Below are 20,982 nucleotides of genomic sequence, written 5' to 3'. Positions count from 1 at the left end.
CATGGCACCAGAGAACAAGAACCGCGCCACCGCCGCCGCGATCCTCCCGCTCGTCGGCGGTGCCCGGAACATCGACTCGATCGCCCACTGCATGACCCGGCTCCGGCTCGGCCTGAAGGACCGCGCGCTGGTCCAGGACGACGCCCTGAAGGCACTGCCCGCGGTCATGGGCGTGGTCGAGGACGACACGTACCAGATCGTGCTCGGGCCGGGCACGGTGGCGCGGGTGGCCCCCGAGTTCGAGGAGCTGGTGGCGTCGCAGAGGGACGCCCAACCGCCTGTCACCGCACAGGAGTTGGCGAGCAGGGGCGAGGAGCTGAAGGCGGCCCGCAAGGCGAAGAACGCCACGCCGTTCAAACTCTTCCTCCGCAGGATCGCCAACATCTTCGTCCCGCTGATCCCGGCCCTGATCGGCTGCGGCATCATCGCGGGCCTCAACGGCCTCCTGGTGAACCTGGGCTGGTTGACGGGCGTGACCCCCGCCCTCGCCGCCATCGCGTCCGGCTTCATGGCGCTGATCGCGGTGTTCGTCGGCTTCAACACGGCGAAGGAGTTCGGGGGCACTCCCGTCCTCGGCGGGGCGGTGGCGTCGATCATCGTCTTCGCGGGCGTCGCGAAGATCACGGTCTTCGGCCAGACCCTGGCCCCGGGCCAGGGCGGCGTCCTCGGCGCCCTGGGAGCGGCGCTGCTCGCGGTGTACGTCGAGCGGTGGTGCAGGCGCTGGGTGCCGGAGGCCCTGGACGTCCTGGTGACGCCGACCCTGACGGTGCTGATCTCCGGCCTGGTCACGCTGTACGGCCTGATGTTCCTGGCGGGCGAGGTCTCGACGGGCATCGGCCACGGGGCGAACTGGCTCCTGGACAACACCGGCGCCTTCGCGGGCCTGGTCCTGGGCGGCCTGTTCCTCCCGCTGGTCATGCTGGGCCTGCACCAGGCGCTGATCCCGATCCACACCACCCTGATCGAGCAGCAGGGCTACACCGTCCTGCTGCCCATCCTGGCGATGGCGGGCGCGGGCCAGGTGGGCTGCGCGGTGGCGGTCTACCTGCGCGCGAAGAGGAACGACTCCCTGCGCGCCACCATCAAATCCGCGCTCCCGGCGGGCTTCCTGGGCGTGGGCGAACCCCTGATCTACGGAGTCTCGCTCCCCCTAGGCCGCCCCTTCGTCACGGCATGCGCGGGCGGAGCCGCGGGCGGCGCGTTCGTCGGCCTGTTCTCGATGCTGGGCGACAAGGTGGGCTCGACGGCGATCGGCCCCTCGGGCTGGGCCCTGTTCCCCCTGCTCCAGGGCAACCACGGCCTCGGCACGACGATCGCGATCTACGCGGGCGGCCTCCTGACCGGCTACGCGGTGGGCTTCCTGGCCACGTACTACTTCGGCTTCACCCGCCAGTCCCTGACCGACCTGAACACCCCCCCAACCGAACCGGCCCCCGCCCCCACCCCAACCCGGCAACCCGCCGAGGCCTGACCAGGGCGGCCGGTCGGGCGGCAGCTCCCCATCTGGGTGACCCCCTCCGCACGGCCTGAGGGGGATCGCTCTTGCGCGGACGGCGCGCGGCCTGTTATGCGACGCCGCACTTTTTTCAGCCAACGCCCTGTTCGCGCTTGCACAGCCCCACATCCGTCGGCCTAACGTCATACGGGGCGGCGGAGGGGCCGCACGGGGAACAAGGGGCGCGGGGGACATGAGTACTGCGGCACATCCGGAGAGCTGGCAGCGGATGCTCGATCTGGCCGGGCCGCCCAGCCCCGCCATGGCGCTGGCATCGGCCACCCCCGGCGGGGGAGGCGACCTGCGGCACACGCCCAAACCGTGGAACGACGCCGCCGCGGCCGCCCACTCGCTGCGCACCGACACCGACACGGCGAAGGGCACGCTGACCAGCGCCCACGCGGGTATCGACACGGAAACCGAAGGCCTGTTGAGTGTCGCCGCGCTCAAGACCGTGCTGACGTCCTGGGAGGAGCGGCTCGCCGCCGTGCGCGACGAATGCGCCTCCCTGGAACCCGCGTTGCGCGCGGTCGCCCGCACGATGGGCAGCACCGACCACGGCGTGAAGTCCTCCCTCACCCGATACGCCGACCCGGCCCCGGCCGACCCGAAGGGCCGGTGACGTGGTGCTCACCTGGCAGCAACTTCGCGACCTCAAACTGACCGGCCTCCAGCACGCGGCCGACGGCTGGGGCACCGTCAGCCGCCACGCCGACGCCGCCCGAGGCCGGCTCAGCAACGAGATGCTGGGCGCGATCGAGAAGTCCCAGATCAGCAACGCCGCCGACAACGCGGCGGTCCGCCTGAGGGGCCTGGACCGCAACTACGACTACGTCCACATCGAATGCGGACTGGTCCGCGCCTCCCTCGACTCGCTCGCCTATGAACTGGCCGGTCCCCAACGCAAGTTGACGGACGCGCTGTCCGACGCGGCGGCGCTGAGGTTCACCGTGGGCGGGGACGGTTCCGTCAGCTATCCCCCCGGCGGCGAGAACCTGATGTCGAAGCAGCCGCTTCCCGGCGGCAGCGTGACCGGGGGCTCTCCCCTCTTCTCGCGCCCGCCCTCGCTCACCCAGACCCCGCCAGGCTTCACCGACACCAACCCGAACCACGCGAAGGCCCAGGCCATCGCGGACCGGATCCACGACGCGCTCCAGGAAGCCCGCCGCATCGACGAGCGCTTCAGTGCGACCCTCACGAAGCTCAAGGCCGAACCCGGCCTGAGCGTGGCCACCGCGACCTGGCAGGACATGGCCGCCGACGCGGCCGCGGTACGGGAGGTAGCCGACCACTATCTGAAGAACGACATCCCCACGGACAAGTCTCCGGCCGAACGCAAGGCCTGGTGGTCCTACCTCACGGAGAAGGAACGCGAGGAGTACCTCGCGGCGTACCCGGACATCATCGGAAACCTGGACGGCATCCCCAGCACAGTCCGCGACGAGGCCAACCGCGACAACCTGCAGGTGCTGATCGGGAAGCTGGCGGGAGCGGACGACGAGCGTTCGCGGACACAGCTGGCCGGGCTGCTGTCCATCGACAAACAGCTGCGGGCCACCCCGGATACCGGAGTACCCCCGATGTACCTGCTGGGCATCGGCGATCAGGGCAACGGCCGGGCGATCGTCTCCTTCGGCGACCCCGACACCGCGCACAACGTCTCCGCATACGTCCCGGGGCTCGGTACCACGCTCAGCGAGCACTTCGCGACGAACGACATCGAGCGCGCCCGCTCGACCGCCAAGTCCGCAGCCTTCCTCGACCACTCCAGCGCCTCCATCGTCTGGCTCGGCTATGACGCTCCTCAGCTGCCCGCCGATCAAGTCGTCGACGACGTGGCCGTCATGGGGACCCACGACGCGGAGGTGGGCGCGACGTCGTACAACCACTTCATGGACGGTATCCGGGTGACGAACCAGAGCGCAGACCCGCACATCACCGCCATCGGCCACTCCTACGGTTCGCTCACCGTAGGCCTGGCAGCCCAGCGGCCGGGCGGCATTCCCGGTGCCGACGACATCATCCTCGTCGGCAGCCCGGGAACAGGGGCGAAAACCGCCGACGCCCTCGGGGTGGGCCGCGATCATGTCTACGTGGGCGCGGCCGAGAACGATCCAGTGACGATGCTGCCGAACAAGAGGGAAGCGCAGGCCATCCTGGGCGGAGGGGCTGTCGGGGCCCTTGAGGGGCTCGTCTCCCCAGTCCCCGGAGGGTCTCTCCTGGGTGCCGCGGCGGGCGCTCTGGACGGCTACATCATCGGGAACGCAGCCAGCGACCCCAGTCAGATCTACTTCGGCACGGACCCTGCGAACCACACCTTCGGCGCCCACCGATTCCAGGTGGGGGACGGCCCTCGGCCCTTCATCGACGGTCAGGGGCCCGTGCCCGCCCACTCCAACTACTTCGACGACGATCCGGTGTCCGCGGCCAACATCGCCGCCGTCGTCGCGGGGAAACCCCGCTTGGTCACGTCTCAGGAGCCCCGATGAAGCACTTCCGCCGCGCATGCGGCCTGCTCGTGATGCTGGCCGTCGCCGGTTGTGGCCTCATCTCACCCACCTCCACCAGCAAGCAGAAAGGAGTGTCGACGGACATGAACATGCAGCAGGCCGCCGACAAGGCCGACGCCCTTCTCCAGGAAACCGTCGCCGGGGTCACTCCGAAGCTGCGCTGGGTGCATGAGGCACCCGGCCAGAGCACCTGCACGGACTGGAAGAACACCGACGCCGGGACCGGCTACGTCAGCCGTGGCCTCATGGTGATGACGGTCGTCTCCCCCGAACGGCGCGGCAGCCTCCTCGGCATGGTCGAGCGCGGCTGGAAGGGTCGCGGCTTCACCGTGACGAACGTGCGCGCGGACGCCGAGTTCCCCGCGGTGTACGCGTCGACTCCGGACGGCTTCCGCTTGGAGGCGGCGGTAGGGGGCGAAGGCCAGTTCCGATTCGGCGTCACCAGCCCCTGCGCACCCAAGTCCCCGGTGGGGAAACCCACCACGCCGTCCAACGTCGACACCAACACCCCTGCCTACGAAGGCGGCAAGCCGCTCCCCCGCCCTTACCTCCAGGACGACTTCTGGTCCGCCCCCACGCCCGCCCCCTAGCTCCGCGCGGTCGGGTTCACGGGCGTTCCCACTCCTCGAACTCCTCCACCACGTTCCGCAGGCGCCACGGTGGGGACTTCAGGAACATGCCGCGCAGTTCGGCCACCGGGACCGCGGCCGGGTAGTAGTCGTCGTCCTCGTACTGGTCCTCGTGGTCCGGGTTCTCCATCGGGTCGCCGGGGACTCCCACGAAGGGGCCCTCCCACGTGCCGGGGTCGACGGGGGCCGCCGGGTTCAGTTTCCACACCGCGCCCGCGCGTACGCAGACCTCGCCGAGGTACCACGCGGGGGCGGTCACCCTCGGGGTGTGCTGGGCGGCCCTCACGTCCTCCCACTCCGACGCCGCGAAGTCCTCCCGCACCGCCCGCTCCAGCGCGTCGACCGATTCCGCCGAGAAGTCCCAGCTTCCCGGATGCGACGCGGCCCACTCCCCGAACGCCGCCTCCTGCTCCGCCAGCCACGCCGTCAGCCGGGGATGGCTCGTCCACTGCTGTTCGCTCATGAGCAGCGAGCGTACGGCAGGGGCGTAAGGGCTTTGTGGAGATGGCGAGTTGGGAGTTTGGGGAGCGGGAAAACTGTGGGGCGCCTGTGGCTCGGGAGGGCTAGCGTGTGGTGCTGCGCGACACCATTGAGCACGGGGGCCCCTGGTGTCGCGGCACTGCTCCATGCCCACCTCTCTGGGCTCCCGGGGAAAGACACGTTCGCGTGAACCATCCGATATCCACGCGCCGGCACCACCTGTGGGCGCGCGCCGCGGTCGCTCTCGCCACCGTCGGCATCCTCTCCGCCGGCGGCCTGCCGCAACTCCAGGGCACGGCCGACGCGGCGACCAAGGCAATGCCCTGCGAGCAGATGTTCAAGCTCAAGGGGAAGCCCACCGATCCGGGCAGCCTGCCATGGGCCAAGGGCGACGCGGTCCGGCCCGAGACCGACTGGGACTCCTACGGATTCCCCAACCAGCGCCAGGCCATGGACGGCCTCACCCTGCCCGACGACCCCGTTGAGCGGGACAAGATCCTCGACAAGCTCACCCTGCCCTACAAGAAGTATCCGGAAGGCACGCCCGAGCGCGTCTACGCGACGTACAAGGACTACCTCTCGCGCAACGGCAACACCGACACCAAGTACGGCGGCTTCGGCAACTGGCTCAACGAGGCCTACATCGAGGTGTACGGACGCAACCCGCGCGGCGAGGCCTTCCACGGCAAGGTCGTCAAGGACCTCGGGCTGCTCGGGCCGGACTGGATCTGCGAGGAGACCGTCTCGGTCACCGACCCGGACACCGGCAAGACCTACCAACGGCGCTTCGACGCGGTCAACCACAAGACCAAGGAGGTCCTCGAGGTCAAGTCCGGCGGCAACCACGACAGTTCGCAGGCACCGAAGGACCGCGCGTTCCTGAAGGACCCCAAGTTCAAGGACTACAAGCTGCGGTACACCTTCGGGCAGCCGCAGTCCGAGGACACCCTCAAGTACACCAACGGGCTCAAGCAGCTGGGCGGCCAGGGCCGGGTCACCACGTACGAGCACGTCTCCACCCCGGAGACCGAGTTCCAGCCCGGCAAGTACACCGCGCAGGACACCCGCAACAGCATCGGGCGCGGCTCCGACGTCATCCGGCAGTCGCCCGCGACCCCGGGCGACATGAAGCGGCAGCTGGACCGCATCCGCGCCGCCGACCCCGAGGGCATGCGGGTGCGCGGGCCCGGCGGCGTCGACTTCTCCACCCTGGAGCTCCGCTACGTCGGCAAGCCCGTCAAGGGCCAGGGCCTGAACTACTCCTTCTCCGCCAACAAGGTCGACGAGTCCTCCGGCCTCGGCTACGGCGGGCGGCAGAAGGCCGAGCTCATCTCCGACTCCTTCTTCACCTGGCTCGCCCTGACCCCCGAGAAGTTCTGGGTCAACCTCAACCCGGACCAGCCCGACAAGATCATGGACAAGACGTTCGGCAAGACCGACGCCGGACGCGTCCTGCTCCAGGCCGACCTGGAGATGAAGCACGACTACGCCAAGGACATGGACCCCCGCACCGGCGTCGGCAAGCAGCTCTGGGACCAGCTCAACGCCGAGCACATCCCCTGCACCCACGGCGTGCGCAACTGGATCGTCCCCAAGCCCGCCGAGGTCCGCGAGCAGAACGGCGGCCTCTACATCCTCGACGCCCCGCTCAAGGTCAACTCCGTTCCGCAGGAGGTCAACACCCCCAGCCCGAACGGCAAGTGCAACCTCACCGACGCCCAGCACAAGCGCGTCACCGCGCTCATGGACGCGCTGATCGTGCCGGACATCGAGAAGAAGGTGAACACCGACCCCCGGTACGCCGACCTGCGCGCCGTCTACAACGCCCGCGTCGCCGCCGAGTGGATCCGCCAGCAGGACACCCAGTCCCCCACGGACTACCACGCCGTCATCAACAGCAACCGGGTCGCCGACTGGCCGCTGCGCGGCACGAACGCCTCCTGGACGCCCGAGCAGACCTACCGGGACTACGTGAAGTCCTTCACCCAGGGCGACTACAGCTACCCCTGCGAGAAGGCGGGCCGACCCGGCACCTGCGTCATGGGCGGCGTCGACTTCTCCAAGTCGCCCAAGCAGAACGTCACCCAGGCCAAGTTCACCGCCGAGCACAAGCACCTCCCCCGCACGACCGACATCTCCGTCAAGGCGATGACCGACGACGCGGAGAACAAGGCCCTCCTCGCCCTCGGCGGCAACACCGCCGCCCACACCGGCACCGGCGGCGGTCCCACCCCGACACCCACGCCCACACCGACCCACTCCGGCCAGCCGTCCACTCCCCCGGCCTCCCCCAGCCCCAACCCCGGGCCCACCGGCCAGGGCGGCCGGAACCAGCCGGGCGACCCGCACGCCGGTGGCGGTCTCGCCAACACCGGCACCCAGATCGCCACGGTCGCGGCCGCCGCCCTCGCCCTCCTCGCCGCCGGAGCCGGACTCGTCTGGCTGCGACGCCGCAGGAACAGCCTGGGATAACCCTCGGTCCCCGACGCCGCGTCAGTGACCCGTCGTCGACCTCACGGAAGGGGTGCCGCCCACCGGCGGTGCCCCTTCCGCGCTGTACGTCCCCGCCAGCACGGACACCAGGCGCAGCGCCATGTCCAGATTGCAGCGGCCCAGGTCCACCAGCGGATACAGCACGTGGCCCGCACACGTCAGCGGGTCGATCCTGAGGGACGGCAGCACCACCCCGGACCGCATCAGCACCTCCCGCAACTGCTCGACGGCATTCTCCGTCGCCCGCACCCTCTCCTCCGCCGTCAGCGCCATGTCCCTAGCCTTCCGCTCCACCGACTGTACTGATTTCCTCACCCAGCGTGTCCGAAACGGGCTAGCCTGACTACTGTCGGCGATCCAACAACCCCGCGTGTCCAGGGAGTTGCGCATGCCAGGACCGAAGAACCTCGACCCCTCCTCCTCTCCCCGCGCCCTCCTCGGGGCCGAACTCCGCTTCGCCCGCGAGAAGGCCGGGCTCACCCAGGACGAACTCGGTCAGCCCCTCTTCGTCTCCGGCTCCTTCATCGGCCAGCTCGAAGCGGGCACCCGCCGCATGCACCTCGAATACGCCCGCCAGATCGACAAGATCCTCGGCACCAACGGCTTCTTCACCCGCAACTGCGTCGCCGCCGCCAAGTCCAAGTACCCCGACCACTTCGCCGAGGCCGCCGAGGCGGAAGCCATCGCCACGGCCATTCGCGAGTACGCGCTCCTTCTCATCCCGGGTCTCCTTCAGACCGAGGCGTATGCGCGGGCCGTGTTCCGTGCCTACCAGCCCACGGCCCCGGAAGCCGTCATCGACGACCTGGTGACGGCCCGCCTGGACCGCGCCCACCTCCTCGCTGATCCAACAACGCCCCTGATGTGGGCCGTACTTGACGAGGCCGTACTGCGGAGGGAGGTAGGCGGCCCCAGGGTGATGGCCGAAGCCCTCGCCCACGTAGCCAACCTCGGCTCCCGACACCGGATCATTGTTCAGGTGCTGCCGTTCAGCTCGGGTGCACACATGGCCCTGGAAGGCTCCCTCAAGCTGATGTCCTTCGAGGACGCTCCCCCACTCGCCTACCTCCAAGGCCTCGGCACAGGGCGCTTGCAGGACGACCCAGCGACCGTCACACGTTACGAACTCACCTACGATTTGATGGGGGCCAGCGCACTGTCACCACAACAATCCCTGGCCCTGATCGAATCAGTGGCGGAGGATTACGCGCATGAGGATCAGCCCTGAGTACGACCTGAGCAAGGCCACCTGGCACAAGTCGAGTTACAGCGGTGGAAGCGGCGGCGACTGCCTTGAGGTCGCCCGCTGGCACAAGTCCAGCTACAGCGGTGGCGAGGGCGGCAACTGCCTTGAGGTCGGCCACTGGCGTAAGTCCACGCACAGCGACGCCAGCGGAGGCAACTGCCTCGAAGTAGGCGACGGGTACAGCGAGTTCGTCCCTGTTCGCGACTCCAAGGACCCCGACGGGCCCGTCCTCGTGTTCCCGGCCGCCGCCTGGTCCGCGTTCATCGACGACGTACGCGCCTGAGCTGAAGGTGTAGCGCCGGGCCCGGGACTTCCAAGCCCCGGGCCCTGTCGGCTACTTGGACGCCTTCAGGGTGATGTCGCCGTTGCTGGTGGTCAGGTTCAGCTGGTGGGCGGCGGTCGGGGCGTCGGGTATGCCGAGCTTCGTGGCGCCCCTGCTGGTCCGGGCCGAGACGTGGTACGGAGCGGACGGCGCGGTCACGCTGATGCTGCCGTTGGAGGTCTGCGCCGTGACGTCCTGCACGGTGTCGGGGGTCAGGGAGATCGAGCCGTTCGACGTGCGGGCCGTGACGCCCGTGCCCTTCAGGCCGTTGCCGCTGATCGAGCCGTTGGTGGTGCCTATGTCGACCGGGCCCGTCGCGCCGGACACCCGCACGTCGCCGTCCTTCGTGGAGACCTTGACCTCACCGACCGAGGACAGGCTCAGCGTTCCCTCAGTGCTCGATCCGGTCACCGGGATTCCGGCCGGGACGTCGACCGTGTAGTCCACCGAGCAGTTTTTCCCGCAGCCTTCCAGCACCAGCACGCCGTTCTCGACGCGGTAGGTCGTACCCTCCGGCTTCGTCTTTCCCCGGTAATTGACCTCGCGGTGCACCGACACCTTGCCGGGGTCCTTCTTGCCGCGCACCCGGAAACCGTCCGAGTGCCCGTCGAGGCGCACCGCGGTGATCCTCTCCTTGACCGTGGCGTCGTCCTTGAACGTCTTGTCGTCCAGCGGGCCGCACGCGCCGAGGGCGCCGGCCGCGAGGGCGGTCAGGGTCACGGCCGCGAGGGTGCGGATCCGCAGTCGTGTGGTGCTCATGAAAGTCCCCCGAATGTGTGCCAGTTGGGGCCTGTTCTCGCCCCCTCCGGTCACCAAATTAGCCCCGCCACCAGGCCTCGCACCATGGAGCCAGCACCCGTATCGACCTTCGGATTTCCGTACCCCCACGGTTCGCAACCGCGAAGTTCCGGGAAACGCCCGAGGGCGGCACCCCCGTGATGGGGGTGCCGCCCTCGGCGTACAACCAGGATCTACCGAGCCGGGGCTCAGAAGTCCATGTCACCGCCCGGCATGCCGCCCGGAGCGGCCGCGGCGGCCTTCTCCGGCTTGTCGGCGATGACGGCCTCGGTGGTGAGGAAGAGCGCCGCGATGGAGGCGGCGTTCTGCAGCGCGGAGCGGGTGACCTTCGCCGGGTCGATGATGCCCTCGGCGATCATGTCGACGTACTCGCCCGTGGCGGCGTTCAGACCGTGGCCGACGGCCAGGTTGCGCACCTTCTCCACGACGACGCCGCCTTCGAGACCACCGTTGACGGCGATCTGCTTCAGCGGGGCCTCAAGGGCGAGCTTCACGGCGTTGGCGCCGGTCGCCTCGTCACCGTCGAGCTCAAGCTTCTCGAACACCGCGGAGGCCTGGAGCAGGGCCACGCCACCACCGGCGACGATGCCCTCCTCGACGGCCGCCTTCGCGTTGCGAACGGCGTCCTCGATGCGGTGCTTGCGCTCCTTGAGCTCGACCTCGGTGGCCGCGCCCGCCTTGATGACGGCCACGCCGCCGGCGAGCTTGGCGAGGCGCTCCTGGAGCTTCTCGCGGTCGTAGTCCGAGTCGCTGTTCTCGATCTCGGCGCGGATCTGGTTGACGCGGCCCTGGACCTGGTCGCTGTCACCGGCACCGTCGACGATCGTCGTCTCGTCCTTGGTGATGACGACCTTGCGGGCGCGGCCGAGCAGGTCGAGACCGGCGTTCTCCAGCTTGAGGCCGACCTCCTCGGAGATGACCGTGCCGCCCGTGAGGATGGCGATGTCACCGAGCATGGCCTTGCGGCGGTCACCGAAGCCCGGGGCCTTGACGGCGACGGACTTGAAGGTGCCACGGATCTTGTTGACGACCAGGGTCGACAGGGCCTCGCCCTCGACGTCCTCGGCGATGATCAGCAGCGGCTTGCCGGACTGCATGACCTTCTCGAGGAGCGGCAGCAGGTCCTTGACCGAGCTGATCTTCGAGTTGACGATCAGGATGTACGGGTCGTCGAGCGACGCCTCCATACGCTCCATGTCGGTGGCGAAGTACGCCGAGATGTAGCCCTTGTCGAAGCGCATGCCCTCGGTGAGCTCAAGCTCGAGCCCGAAGGTCTGCGACTCCTCGACGGTGATGACGCCTTCCTTGCCGACCTTGTCCATCGCCTCGGCGATGAGCTCGCCGATCTGGGTGTCGGCGGCGGAGATGGAGGCCGTCGAAGCGATCTGCTCCTTGGTCTCCACGTCCTTGGCCTGCTCCAGGAGGGCGGCGGAGACGGCCTCGACGGCCTTCTCGATACCGCGCTTCAGGGCCATCGGGTTGGCGCCGGCGGCGACGTTGCGCAGACCCTCGCGCACCAGGGCCTGGGCGAGAACGGTCGCGGTGGTCGTACCGTCACCGGCGACGTCGTCCGTCTTCTTGGCGACTTCCTTGACCAGCTCGGCGCCGATCTTCTCGTACGGGTCCTCGAGCTCGATCTCCTTGGCGATGGAAACACCATCGTTGGTGATCGTGGGGGCGCCCCACTTCTTCTCGAGGACGACGTTGCGGCCCTTGGGGCCGAGGGTGACCTTGACGGCGTCGGCGAGCTGGTTCATCCCGCGCTCGAGACCGCGCCGTGCCTCCTCGTCGAACGCGATGATCTTGGCCATGTGAAGTGGTCCTCCCGGACAGGGGTGGCGTTCTTCGTGGATCGCGCCGGTGCCCGCGACGGACGGCCTGCAGCCCTTGTGGTTCCTTGCCCCACCCGGTCTGCGGGCCTCACTGACCCGATCCAAGTTCTGTCACTCTCACTCGGAGAGTGCTAAGCCCAATGATTAGCACTCGGCACCTGCGAGTGCAAGCGAGTCTCTGGAACCGGGGGGGTTGCCTGGCCGCGGCGGGCGGGCCCCTCGGGCGTGCGGGGGCTCCGCCCCCGGGCCCCCTCCGCCCCCCTTTTCCGCAGGCCGCGGGCACGCGCTCGCGCGGTTCCCCGCGCCCCCTTTGGGCCGTCCTTCGGCCGACGGCCGTGCGTCGTTGCTCGCGCAGTTCCCCGCGCCCCTCGATGCGGCTTCGTCCGCGGGCCGCGTGTGGTTGCTCGCGCAGTTCCCCGCGCCCCTTTCGGGCCGTCCTTCGGCTGGCGACCGTGCGTGGTTGTTCGCGCAGTTCCTCGCGCCCCTCAAACCCCTTTCGATCTGCGGACCGTGCCCGCTTCTCGCGCAGTTCCCCGCGCCCCTGGCAGTACTCGTGCTGGCCTGCACCGGGCACCTCAGCCCGTCATGGGGGTCCCCCCTGGCCCTTAAGGCCTTGGGGGAGATTGAGGACGAGCGCCGTTCAGGCGCGAACGGGGGTGCAGGGGGCGGAGCCCCCGCCGGGGTTCGAGGGGCGGAGCCCCTCAGGGGGTCTGGGGCGCAGCCCCAGGGGCGGAACCAACCAACCCCCTGCACGGGCGGGCGGGTGGGCAGACCCCCCGGGGTCCGAGGGGCGGAGCCCCTCGAGGGGTCTGGGGCGCAGCCCCAGGGGCGGAACCAACCAACCCCCTGCACGGGCGGGCGGGTGGGCAGACCCCCCGGGGTCCGAGGGGCGGAGCCCCTCGAGGGGTCTGGGGCGCAGCCCCAGGGGCGGAACCAACCAACCCCCTGTACGGGCGGGCGGGTGGGAAAACCCTCGGGGTCTGGGGCGGAGCCCCAGGAGGGGCGGGGGTCGAGTCGTACGGGCAAGCCCCCGGGGCCGGGGGTGCGTGAAGGGGGCCACCCTTCATGGGTGGCCCCCTTCATGCGTGCGTGCGTCGGTGGCCGATCGCGCCGAGATCAGACGGCGAGCTTGACCATGTCCGCCTGCGGACCCTTCTGGCCCTGCGAGATCTCGAACTCGACTCGCTGACCTTCTTCAAGGGTGCGGTAACCGTCCATCTGGATCGCGCTGTAGTGGACGAAAACATCCGCACCACCGTCGACCGCGATGAAGCCGTACCCCTTCTCCGCGTTGAACCACTTGACGGTGCCCTGAGCCATGCCTAACTCCCCTATTACTGGCCCTTGCACGGGACCACACTTCGCGGACCCGGGTCAGACCTCCACCCTCCGACAGGAGAGGGTGTGCGCCGGAACGCGTCGACCGCGGCTGAATGTATCTGCCCAACTGCCCTCTGCAACAGGTCAATCGGACGAGAATTCCGGGCACGCGCAGTGAGCGGAATGCCATGAATTCAGCATTCCGGGGCAAGTCGGGCCGGGCAAAGCGCACTTAAGGCACAAAGGACACACACACTTTGACCTCATGTTGTCGCGTTCTCATATGCACGTGGCACTCGAAGCGAAGGCGCTTCCCCAACTGTACCCCGCTCAACCATGCTGAATTGCCCCCTCCGCTTCTCGTGCGGAGGGGGCAACTCTGCGTACAGATGACGTTCAGCGCGCGGCGGTTCAGCCGCCCGCGACCGCCGGAATGATCGAGACGCCGGCGCCCTCGGGCGTGGCCGTCTGGAGGCCCTGCTCGAAGCGCACGTCGTCGTCGTTGACGTACACGTTGACGAAGCGGCGCAGCTTGCCCTGGTCGTCCAGGACGCGCGCGGCGATCCCGGCGTGGTTCTTCTCCAGGTCGGCGATGACCTCGGCCAGCGTCGCGCCCTCGGCGGCGACCTCGGCCCGGCCGCCGGTGTAGGTGCGCAGGATGGTGGGGATGCGGACGTTCACGCTCATGGTTCGGTACTCCTAGTCGATCGGCAGAGGCTCAGTGGGCGAGGCCCGCGTCGCGGAAGGCGTCCAGGCTCGGGCGGATGGTCGCGGTCGCCTGGGACGTGGCGGCCACCGCGTCCAGGGTCTTGAGCCCGTCGCCGGTGTTGAGCACGACCGTGGTGAGCGACGGGTCGATGAGACCGGCCTCGATGAGCTTGCGCGTGACGCCGACCGTCACACCGCCCGCGGTCTCCGCGAAGATGCCCTCGGTCCGGGCGAGCAGCTTGATGGCGTCGACGATCTGCTCGTCGTCGACGTCCTCCACCGCACCGCCCGTGCGGCGCGCGATGTCCAGGACGTACGGCCCGTCCGCCGGGTTGCCGATGGCCAGCGACTTGGCGATGGTGTCCGGCTTCTGGGGCCGTACGACGTCGTGCCCGGCCTTGAAGGCGGTGGACACCGGGGAGCAGCCCTCGGCCTGAGCGCCGAAGATCTTGTACGGCTTGTCCTCGACCAGGCCGAGCTTGATGAGCTCCTGAAGCCCCTTGTCGATCTTGGTGAGCTGGGAGCCCGAGGCGATCGGGATGACCAGCTGGTCGGGCAGCCGCCAGCCGAGCTGCTCGCAGATCTCGTACGCCAGCGTCTTGGAACCCTCGCCGTAGTACGGCCTCAGGTTGACGTTGACGAAGCCCCAGCCCTCGCCGAGCGGGTCGCCGATGAGCTCGGAGCAGAAGCGGTTCACGTCGTCGTAGTTGCCCTCGATGCCGACGAGCTCGCCGCCGTACACCGCGGCCATGACGACCTTGCCCTGCTCCAGGTCGTGCGGGATGAACACGCACGAGCGGAAGCCGGCCCGCGCGGCGGCGGCGCCGACCGCGCCCGCGAGGTTTCCGGTGGAGGAGCAGGAGAGCGTGGTGAAGCCGAAGGCGCGGGCGGCCTCCAGGGCCTGGGCGACGACCCGGTCCTTGAAGGAGTGCGTCGGGTTGCCGGAGTCGTCCTTGACGAACAGCTTGCCCGGCTCGACGCCCAGCTCGCGCGCCAGGTTCTCGGCCTTGACGAGCTTGGTGAAGCCCGGGTTCAGGTTCGGCTTGTCGGCCACGTCGGCGGGGACGGGCAGCAGCGGCGCGTAACGCCAGATGTTCTCGGGGCCCGCCTCGATCTGCTTGCGCAGCGCCTCGGGGTCGCCGAGCGGCAGGTCATAAGCCACTTCGAGCGGTCCGAAACACAGTTCGCAGGCGAAGATCGGGCCGAGTTCGAAACGCTGGCCGCACTCACGGCAGGAAAGCCCGGACGCGGGACCGAGATCGACGGGGGTGCCGGAAGTGGTCTCGGCAGAGGTAGCGCTGTCAACAGTCTGTGCGGACATGGAGGGGAGGCCCTTTCTCCTCATCTTCCTCAGGGCGAACTTCGCCATGAGACGGATTTGGCACCTTCCCTAGCCGGTGGCCTCGTGTCTTGATCGACGAGAACCGACTGGAGGGTTGCCGGGGCTTCAACGGGCCGTTTCCCTCTGCCCCTCTGGATGAGCGGTATTCGATTGTCAGCGTGACGACGACCCCCGACATGCGACGGTCATCCGCGTTGTTCAAGACTGTAACCGAAGCCCTGGACGGTTGAGATAGTCGTCCGAACCGCGAGATGGATCACACGAGGAGGCCGGGAGACGTGCTGGAAGAGGTGGAACGCTGGCTGAGCAGGCGTTCCTGGTCCGCGGCCCAGCGGCCGATCGACACGATCCTGGCCGCGAAACAGCGGACGGGCACGACGGTGAGCGTCGTGTTGCCCGCGCTCGACGAGGAGGCCACGGTCGGTGACATCGTGGCCGCGATCCGGCGCGAGCTGATGACCGCTTCCGTGCCTCTGGTCGACGAGCTCGTGGTCGTCGACTCCGGCTCCACCGACCGTACGGCCGAGGTCGCGGAGCGGGCCGGCGCGCGGGTCGTGCACCGGGACGCGATCCTGCCGCGCGTCCCCGCGCTGCCCGGCAAGGGCGAGGTGCTGTGGCGCTCGCTCCTGGTGACCAGCGGCGACATCGTGTGCTTCATCGACGCCGACCTGAAGGACTTCGACGCGGGGTTCGTCTCCGGGATCGTCGGGCCGCTCCTGACCGACCCGGACATCGACTTCGTCAAGGCGATGTACGACCGTCCCTTCGGGGCGGCGGCGGGCCAGGGCGGCCGGGTCACCGAGCTGGTGGCGCGCCCGCTGCTCAACCTGCACTGGCCCCAACTGGCCGGAGTGGTCCAGCCGTTGGGCGGCGAGTACGCGGCCCGGCGCTCGCTCCTTGAGCGGCTGCCCTTCCCCGTCGGGTACGGCGTGGAGATGGCGCTCCTCGTCGACGCGCTGCACACGGTGGGCCTCGACGCGCTCGCGCAGGTCGACGTGGGCGTGCGCAAGCACCGCCACCAGGACGGGCAGGCGCTCGGCCGGATGGCCGCCGCGATCTACCGCACCGCGCAGCTGCGGCTGTCCCGGGCCCCTCTCGTACGCCCGGAGCTGACCCAGTTCGAGCGCGGCGAGCACGGCTTCGTGCCGCGTACGTACGCCGTGGACACCGAGGAGCGGCCGCCCATGCGGGACATCGAGGAGTACCAGGTCCACCGGGCGGCATAGCCGGGCGCCGGTGGCCGGATCCGGTCCCCAGGGGCGGGCGCACGCGTGTTTGAGGGCCCCCGGGTCGGGCTAGGTTCGCCACATGGTCACCGCGCACGCAGCCCCCCGGGCCCAGGTACTCGTCGCGTCCAACCGCGGCCCCGTCTCCTACGCCCTGAAGGAGGACGGCTCGCTCGAACCCAAGCGGGGCGGGGGCGGGCTCGTGTCCGGGCTCAGCGCGATCGGCTCCGACGTGGAGTCTTTGTGGGTGTGCGCGGCGCTTGGCGACGGGGACCGCGAGGCGGTGCGGCGCGGCGTGGGCGAGAAAGGTGTCCGGATGCTGGACATCGAGGCGTCCGTCTTCTCCGACGCCTACAACGGCATCGCGAACTCGGTGCTGTGGTTCGTCCAGCACATGCTGTACCAGACGCCGCTGGAACCGGTCTTCGACGCGGAGTTCCGGCGCCAGTGGGCCTCGTACGAGGCGTACAACCGGGCCTTCGCGGAGGCGCTCGCGGCCGAGGCCGCGGACGGGGCGCGCGTCCTGGTGCAGGACTACCATCTCGCGCTGGTGCCGGGCCTGCTCCGCGAGCTCCGCCCCGACCTGCGGATCGGCCACTTCTCCCACACCCCCTGGGCGCCGGTCGACTACTTCCGGATGCTGCCCGACGACATCGCGCGGCAGCTGCTGCGGGGGATGCTGGGGGCGGACCGGCTCGGGTTCCTCACCTCGCGGTGGGCCTCGGCGTTCATGGACTGTGTCGCGGGCGTGCTGGGGCCGGACGAGGGCGAGCTGTCCGGTCCCGGGGTCGACGGGCGCCGGTTCTTCCGGCACGGGCCGGCGGGGGCGCCCTCGCGCGAGACGGACATCGCCGTCCATTCGCTCGGCGCGGACGGCGACTTCCTGCGCCGGCGTGCGCACGAGGCCGACGTCGAGGAGCGGATGGTCTCCCTGCGCGAGCAGATCGGGGCCGGCCGCAAGACGATCGTGCGGGTCGACCGCACCGAGCTGTCCAAGAACATCGTGCGCGGCCTGCTCGCCTACCGGCATCTGCTCGACACGCACCCGGAGTGGCGCGAGCGGGTCGTGCACGTCGCCTTCGCGTACCCCTCGCGGCAGGACCTCGCGGTGTACCGCGACTACACGGCGGAGGTCGCGCGGGTCGCCGCCGACATCAACTCGGCGTACGGGACGGATGGTTGGACCCCGGTCGTGCTCCACGTCCAGGACGACTTCGCCCGCTCCCTGGCCGCCTACCGCCTCGCGGACGTCGCCCTCGTCAACCCCGTACGGGACGGCATGAACCTCGTCGCCAAGGAGGTGCCCGTCGTGTCCGACGCGGGGTGCGTGCTCGTGCTGTCGCGGGAGGCGGGGGCGTACGAGGAGCTCGGGGAGGACGCGCTGGTCGTGAACCCGTACGACGTGACGGGGACGGCTGACGCGTTGCACGCGGGGCTTGGGATGGGGGCGGGGGAGCGGGCTGAGCGGACGAAGCGGCTCGCTGCGGCGGGGACGGCGCTTTCGCCCCGGCGCTGGTTCTTGGCCCAGCTTGAGGCGCTGGCCTGACCGAAACCCCTGGGGCTCCGCCCCAGACCCCGTTCGCGCCTTAGGGGCGCTCGTCCTCAATCTCCCCCAAGGCCTTAAGGGCCAGGGGGGACCCCCATGACGGGCTGAGGTTGCCGATGCTGAGCCCCCTACAGGGGCGCGGGGAACTGCGCGACCAGCCACCCGCGGCCCGCGGAGGAAGACGGCTTTAGGGGCGCGGGGAACTGCGCGAAAAGCCGCCCCGGCGCCCGCGGACGAAAGGCGGGGCTACTGCGCGGACGGGGGCTGGTTCAGGTGCGTGGCCAGGGTGGTCAGGAATCGGGCCGTGGACTCCGGGCCGGACATCCGCAGGTCCGCCCTTTCCGCCAGCTCCGGGATCACCGTGTCCGCCGCCACCAGCAGCCCCGGCACCCCGTCCGAGCGGAGTTTCTCCACGGCCGTGAACGCGGGGAGGTCGCCCAGGTCGTCCCCCGCGTACAGGACCGACTCCGCGCCCACCTCTCGTATGTACGCCGCCAGCGCCACCCCCTTGTCCATGCCGGGCGGCCTCAACTCCAGTACCAGGCGGCCCGGTTCGAGTACCAGGCCGTGCTGCGTGGCCAGCTCCGCGAGGGGGCCGCGCAGGGCCTCGAACGCGGCCTGCGGGTCGCGGGCCCGCCGCGTGTGCACCGCCACGGCCTGCCCCTTCTCCTCCACCCACGTACCGCGCCAGGCGCCATGCGCTTCGAGGAACCCGGGCAGGTCCGCCCGGGCGGCGGCCACGCCGGGGTGGGGGTCGGGGGTACGGACCGTGCCGGTCACCGCGTCCCAGCGCTCGGCACCGTAGTGGCCGAGCACCACGAGGTGCTCCAGACCGGGTACGCCCGCGAAGCCCCCGTAGCGGACCGCGACGCCCGCCGGGCGGCCGGTGATCACGGCGACGGAGGCCACGTGCGGGGCGAGTGCGGCCAGCGCGGGCACTGCGTCCGGGTGGGCCCGGGCCTGCTCGGGGTCGGGGACGATCTCGGCGAGCGTGCCGTCGAAGTCGATCGCCACGACGGTGCGCTCCGGCCGCTCCAGGATCGCGGCGAGTCCCTCACGGCCGGACTGAGTGGCGGGGGTCGGCAAGGGTTGCGGTTGGCTGCCCATGCGGTCGACCTTATCGGGGAGCGGGCCCGGCGGGGCGGGGGCACGTATGGCGCAACGGCGCGCGTCCCTCAGCGGCGGTCGCGCTGTTCGTCCCTGACCCGGCGCAGGCGGTTGACCGTGACGGGGTCGTGGGCGAGGGCGCGGGTGTCGTCGAGGAGGGCGTTGAGCAGTTGGTAGTAGCGCGTGGGGGACATTCCGAGCTCTTCTCGGACGGCCCTCTCCTTGGCCCCCGGGGCGGGCCAGGATCGCCCCTCCATCCGCAGCACGGCCTTCGCGCGGTCGTCCAGCTCCTCTGTCATGGCCCCACGGTAGCCCCCGTCCCGGGGTGCCGGTCCGGCCCCGCCCAGACCGAAGAAGCCCATGCCGGCCGGCACCAGTACTGCTGAGGGGCGCGGGGCACACATGACCACCCCGCAGGGAACAACCCACCCAGGGGCGCGGGGAACTGCGCGACCAGCCGCCCACGGCCCGCGGACGACATACGGGCCCCGGGGTCGGGGCCCGCCCCGGGCAGAAGGGGCCCGGGGTGCGGACCGGGTGGGGCCGGGTGCAGGGGCGAGCCCCTGCGTGCGCCCACCCTCGCGCGGACTACTCCGCGTTCTCCGCGTCCGTCGCCACCTTCGCGATGTCCTGGAGGACCGCCTTCGGGGAGCCCCCCGGAGTCACCGCCGAGCCGATCTTCTTCTTCACCGTCTCGCTCACCTTCGGCCACGACGTCTTGCCGACCGGGGGCAGCTCGGACGTGGGCAGGGCGGTCAGGAACGGCTTGAGGTCCTTGTGCTTGGCGTCCACGGCCATCGCCGAGGAGGCCGACACCGTGGACGGCAGCAGGTCGTACTGCTCCGCGAAATTCAGCACGTTCTGGTCGGCGAACGTGAAGTCCAGGAACTTGCCGATCTGCGCCCGGTGCCCGCCCTGCTTGAAGCCCATGATCCAGTCGGCGACGCCCATCGCCGCCTTGGCCGGTCCGTTCGGTCCGGGCAGCGGGACCATGCCGAACTTGATGCCCTTCTTCTTGGCCTGCTCCATCAGCGAGGGGTGGCCGTTGAGCATGCCGACCTCGCCCTTGGCGAACGCGTCGAAGGCGTCCTGGCGGTTGAGCTTGCCGGGCGCGACCGGGCCGGTCAGCTCGGGCTCGACCAGGTTGGTCTTCAGCCAGTCGAAGGTCTGGATGTTCTCGGGCGAGTCGATGTCGTAGCCGTCGACGGTGTTGGTGTAGCCGCCGTTGCCGCTGAGCATCCACATCATGGTCTCGGCCTGCGCCTCCTCGCTGCCGAGCGGCAGCGCGAAGGGGGTCTTGACCCCCTTGGCCTTGAGCGCCTTGGCGTCGGAGGCGAGCTCGCCCCAGGTGGTCGGCGCCTTGATGTGGGCCTGGTCGAACAGCGTCTGGTTGTAGAAGAGCAGGCGCGTGGAGGCCACGAACGGCATGCCGTACTGGACGCGCTTGACGTTGCCCGCGTCCGCCAGCGGCGACAGGAAGTTGGCCTCGACGGGGATGGAGAGCAGCTGGTCGACGCTGTAGAGCTTGCCGGTCGCCGCGTAGTCGGAGTACGCGCCGATCTGCGCGATGTCGGGGGCGTTGCCCGCCTTCACCATCTCGGCGACCTTGGCGTCGACGACGTCCCAGGAGAAGATCTGGACGTCGACCTTGATGCCCGGGTTCTTCTTCTCGAAGTCCGCGACAACGTTGTGCCAGTACGTCTTCGTGCTGCCGCCGCCGGATATGTCATAGTCCGCGGCCACCAGCTTGAGGGTGACGTCGCCGGAGCCGCTCTGCCCGCCGCATCCCGAGAGCACTGCCGTCATGCCGAATGCGGCCACCGCCGCGGTCAAGCCCAAGAAGCGCCGCTGCACGCGCTATCCCACCCTCGTCGTGATCCTGGCGGATCCAGTCGGTCCCCCGTGACGTCCTGTAATGAGCTGCGATT

19 protein-coding genes and 1 riboswitch are annotated in these 20,982 nt (G+C 69.9%); of the genes, 9 read left to right on the top strand and 10 right to left on the bottom strand.

Annotation, left to right across the window (positions count from 1 at the left end; genetic code table 11):
• The first annotated feature begins 1 nt into the window (after position 1).
• The 4 genes from DT019_RS24740 to DT019_RS24725 all read left to right on the top strand — a co-directional run bounded on the left by DT019_RS24740 (position 2) and on the right by DT019_RS24725 (position 4,595).
• Positions 2-1,471 carry a PTS transporter subunit EIIC gene (locus DT019_RS24740; RefSeq protein WP_114039090.1) on the top strand — a complete coding sequence of 490 codons (1,470 nt, stop codon included), beginning with the start codon at positions 2-4 and terminating at the stop codon, positions 1,469-1,471.
• Between the two features lie 217 nt (positions 1,472-1,688).
• Positions 1,689-2,117 carry a hypothetical protein gene (locus DT019_RS24735; RefSeq protein WP_223279738.1) on the top strand — a complete coding sequence of 143 codons (429 nt, stop codon included), beginning with the start codon at positions 1,689-1,691 and terminating at the stop codon, positions 2,115-2,117.
• A gap of 1 nt (position 2,118) precedes the next feature.
• Positions 2,119-3,984 carry an alpha/beta hydrolase gene (locus DT019_RS24730; protein ID WP_114039088.1) on the top strand — a complete coding sequence of 622 codons (1,866 nt, stop codon included), beginning with the start codon at positions 2,119-2,121 and terminating at the stop codon, positions 3,982-3,984.
• Positions 3,981-4,595 carry a hypothetical protein gene (locus DT019_RS24725; RefSeq protein ID WP_114039087.1) on the top strand — a complete coding sequence of 205 codons (615 nt, stop codon included), beginning with the start codon at positions 3,981-3,983 and terminating at the stop codon, positions 4,593-4,595. The genes DT019_RS24730 and DT019_RS24725 overlap by 4 nt, the downstream gene beginning before the upstream one ends.
• Positions 4,596-4,611: 16 nt before the next feature.
• On the opposite strand, the gene DT019_RS24720 is transcribed toward DT019_RS24725, so the two are convergent.
• Positions 4,612-5,097, bottom strand: a complete 486-nt coding sequence (locus tag DT019_RS24720; RefSeq protein WP_114039086.1) for a hypothetical protein — start codon at positions 5,095-5,097, stop codon at positions 4,612-4,614.
• A 203-nt stretch (positions 5,098-5,300) separates the two neighbouring features.
• On the opposite strand from DT019_RS24720, the gene DT019_RS24715 reads away from it, so the two are divergent.
• Positions 5,301-7,586 carry an LPXTG cell wall anchor domain-containing protein gene (locus tag DT019_RS24715; RefSeq protein ID WP_114039085.1) on the top strand — a complete coding sequence of 762 codons (2,286 nt, stop codon included), beginning with the start codon at positions 5,301-5,303 and terminating at the stop codon, positions 7,584-7,586.
• A 21-nt stretch (positions 7,587-7,607) separates the two neighbouring features.
• On the opposite strand, the gene DT019_RS24710 is transcribed toward DT019_RS24715, so the two are convergent.
• Positions 7,608-7,880, bottom strand: a complete 273-nt coding sequence (locus DT019_RS24710) for a hypothetical protein (protein ID WP_223279737.1) — start codon at positions 7,878-7,880, stop codon at positions 7,608-7,610.
• A gap of 115 nt (positions 7,881-7,995) precedes the next feature.
• Between DT019_RS24710 and DT019_RS24705 the strand changes: the two genes are divergently transcribed.
• Both DT019_RS24705 and DT019_RS24700 read left to right on the top strand, forming a co-directional pair.
• On the top strand, positions 7,996-8,835 hold the full coding sequence (locus tag DT019_RS24705; protein ID WP_114039084.1) for a helix-turn-helix domain-containing protein: 840 nt from the start codon (positions 7,996-7,998) through the stop codon (positions 8,833-8,835).
• Positions 8,819-9,136, top strand: coding sequence for a DUF397 domain-containing protein (locus tag DT019_RS24700; protein ID WP_114039083.1), 318 nt, complete (start codon positions 8,819-8,821; stop codon positions 9,134-9,136). Before DT019_RS24705 ends, DT019_RS24700 begins: the two co-directional genes overlap by 17 nt.
• A 51-nt stretch (positions 9,137-9,187) precedes the next feature.
• Here the strand turns inward: DT019_RS24700 and DT019_RS24695 are convergent, their stop codons facing one another.
• The 5 genes from DT019_RS24695 to thrC all read right to left on the bottom strand — a co-directional run bounded on the left by DT019_RS24695 (position 9,188) and on the right by thrC (position 15,154).
• Positions 9,188-9,934 carry a DUF4097 family beta strand repeat-containing protein gene (locus tag DT019_RS24695; RefSeq protein ID WP_114039082.1) on the bottom strand — a complete coding sequence of 249 codons (747 nt, stop codon included), beginning with the start codon at positions 9,932-9,934 and terminating at the stop codon, positions 9,188-9,190.
• Between the two features lie 227 nt (positions 9,935-10,161).
• Positions 10,162-11,784, bottom strand: coding sequence for a chaperonin GroEL (gene groL / locus DT019_RS24690; protein WP_114039081.1), 1,623 nt, complete (start codon positions 11,782-11,784; stop codon positions 10,162-10,164).
• Between the two features lie 1,137 nt (positions 11,785-12,921).
• A complete protein-coding gene (locus tag DT019_RS24685; RefSeq protein ID WP_005315736.1) occupies positions 12,922-13,125 on the bottom strand; it encodes a cold-shock protein in 204 nt (67 codons plus the stop codon).
• Positions 13,126-13,536: 411 nt separating this feature from the next.
• Entirely contained in the window at positions 13,537-13,812 is a 276-nt protein-coding gene (locus DT019_RS24680; RefSeq protein ID WP_053728152.1) for a MoaD/ThiS family protein, read from the bottom strand.
• 31 nt (positions 13,813-13,843) lie between these two features.
• Positions 13,844-15,154 (bottom strand): threonine synthase, encoded by a 1,311-nt coding sequence (thrC, locus tag DT019_RS24675; RefSeq protein ID WP_114039080.1) that lies wholly within the window; start codon positions 15,152-15,154, stop codon positions 13,844-13,846.
• A gap of 17 nt (positions 15,155-15,171) precedes the next feature.
• Positions 15,172-15,317, bottom strand: a riboswitch (SAM riboswitch).
• Between the two features lie 136 nt (positions 15,318-15,453).
• Here thrC and DT019_RS24670 point away from each other — a divergent pair.
• Complete coding sequence (locus DT019_RS24670; protein ID WP_114039079.1) at positions 15,454-16,401, top strand: glucosyl-3-phosphoglycerate synthase; 948 nt, start codon at positions 15,454-15,456, stop codon at positions 16,399-16,401.
• Positions 16,402-16,483: 82 nt separating this feature from the next.
• Entirely contained in the window at positions 16,484-17,947 is a 1,464-nt protein-coding gene (locus DT019_RS24665; RefSeq protein ID WP_114039078.1) for a trehalose-6-phosphate synthase, read from the top strand.
• 246 nt (positions 17,948-18,193) lie between these two features.
• Here DT019_RS24665 and otsB read toward each other — a convergent pair whose 3' ends face one another.
• The 3 genes from otsB to DT019_RS24650 all read right to left on the bottom strand — a co-directional run bounded on the left by otsB (position 18,194) and on the right by DT019_RS24650 (position 20,860).
• The gene (gene otsB, locus DT019_RS24660; protein WP_114039077.1) at positions 18,194-19,054 is read right to left on the bottom strand and encodes a trehalose-phosphatase; all 861 of its coding nucleotides are present in this window, start codon (positions 19,052-19,054) and stop codon (positions 18,194-18,196) included.
• 68 nt (positions 19,055-19,122) lie between these two features.
• Positions 19,123-19,353: a DUF3263 domain-containing protein gene (locus tag DT019_RS24655; RefSeq protein WP_114039194.1), complete on the bottom strand. Its 231-nt coding sequence runs from the start codon at positions 19,351-19,353 to the stop codon at positions 19,123-19,125.
• A gap of 289 nt (positions 19,354-19,642) precedes the next feature.
• Positions 19,643-20,860 (bottom strand): extracellular solute-binding protein, encoded by a 1,218-nt coding sequence (locus DT019_RS24650; protein WP_114039193.1) that lies wholly within the window; start codon positions 20,858-20,860, stop codon positions 19,643-19,645.
• Between the last annotated feature and the right edge of the window lie 122 nt (positions 20,861-20,982).

The sequence above is a fragment of the Streptomyces sp. SDr-06 genome (genome assembly GCF_003324565.1).
Taxonomy (GTDB): Bacteria; Actinomycetota; Actinomycetes; order Streptomycetales; family Streptomycetaceae; genus Streptomyces.
Note: the sequence above shows the minus strand (reverse complement) of the source record. Positions and strands in the feature narration are given on the sequence as shown.

Bases quoted from the DNA above. Each gene is read 5' to 3' on its own strand.
- otsB (WP_114039077.1), bottom strand. From the start codon at position 19,054: ATGGGCAGCCAACCGCAACCCTTGCCGACCCCCGCCACTCAGTCCGGC.
- DT019_RS24685 (WP_005315736.1), bottom strand. From the start codon at position 13,125: ATGGCTCAGGGCACCGTCAAGTGGTTCAACGCGGAGAAGGGGTACGGC.
- DT019_RS24680 (WP_053728152.1), bottom strand. From the start codon at position 13,812: ATGAGCGTGAACGTCCGCATCCCCACCATCCTGCGCACCTACACCGGC.
- groL (WP_114039081.1), bottom strand. From the start codon at position 11,784: ATGGCCAAGATCATCGCGTTCGACGAGGAGGCACGGCGCGGTCTCGAG.
- DT019_RS24735 (WP_223279738.1), top strand. From the start codon at position 1,689: ATGAGTACTGCGGCACATCCGGAGAGCTGGCAGCGGATGCTCGATCTG.
- DT019_RS24700 (WP_114039083.1), top strand. From the start codon at position 8,819: ATGAGGATCAGCCCTGAGTACGACCTGAGCAAGGCCACCTGGCACAAG.
- DT019_RS24740 (WP_114039090.1), top strand. From the start codon at position 2: ATGGCACCAGAGAACAAGAACCGCGCCACCGCCGCCGCGATCCTCCCG.
- DT019_RS24725 (WP_114039087.1), top strand. From the start codon at position 3,981: ATGAAGCACTTCCGCCGCGCATGCGGCCTGCTCGTGATGCTGGCCGTC.
- DT019_RS24665 (WP_114039078.1), top strand. From the start codon at position 16,484: ATGGTCACCGCGCACGCAGCCCCCCGGGCCCAGGTACTCGTCGCGTCC.
- DT019_RS24720 (WP_114039086.1), bottom strand. From the start codon at position 5,097: ATGAGCGAACAGCAGTGGACGAGCCATCCCCGGCTGACGGCGTGGCTG.
- thrC (WP_114039080.1), bottom strand. From the start codon at position 15,154: ATGTCCGCACAGACTGTTGACAGCGCTACCTCTGCCGAGACCACTTCC.
- DT019_RS24655 (WP_114039194.1), bottom strand. From the start codon at position 19,353: ATGACAGAGGAGCTGGACGACCGCGCGAAGGCCGTGCTGCGGATGGAG.
- DT019_RS24650 (WP_114039193.1), bottom strand. From the start codon at position 20,860: ATGACGGCAGTGCTCTCGGGATGCGGCGGGCAGAGCGGCTCCGGCGAC.
- DT019_RS24695 (WP_114039082.1), bottom strand. From the start codon at position 9,934: ATGAGCACCACACGACTGCGGATCCGCACCCTCGCGGCCGTGACCCTG.
- DT019_RS24705 (WP_114039084.1), top strand. From the start codon at position 7,996: ATGCCAGGACCGAAGAACCTCGACCCCTCCTCCTCTCCCCGCGCCCTC.
- DT019_RS24710 (WP_223279737.1), bottom strand. From the start codon at position 7,880: ATGGCGCTGACGGCGGAGGAGAGGGTGCGGGCGACGGAGAATGCCGTC.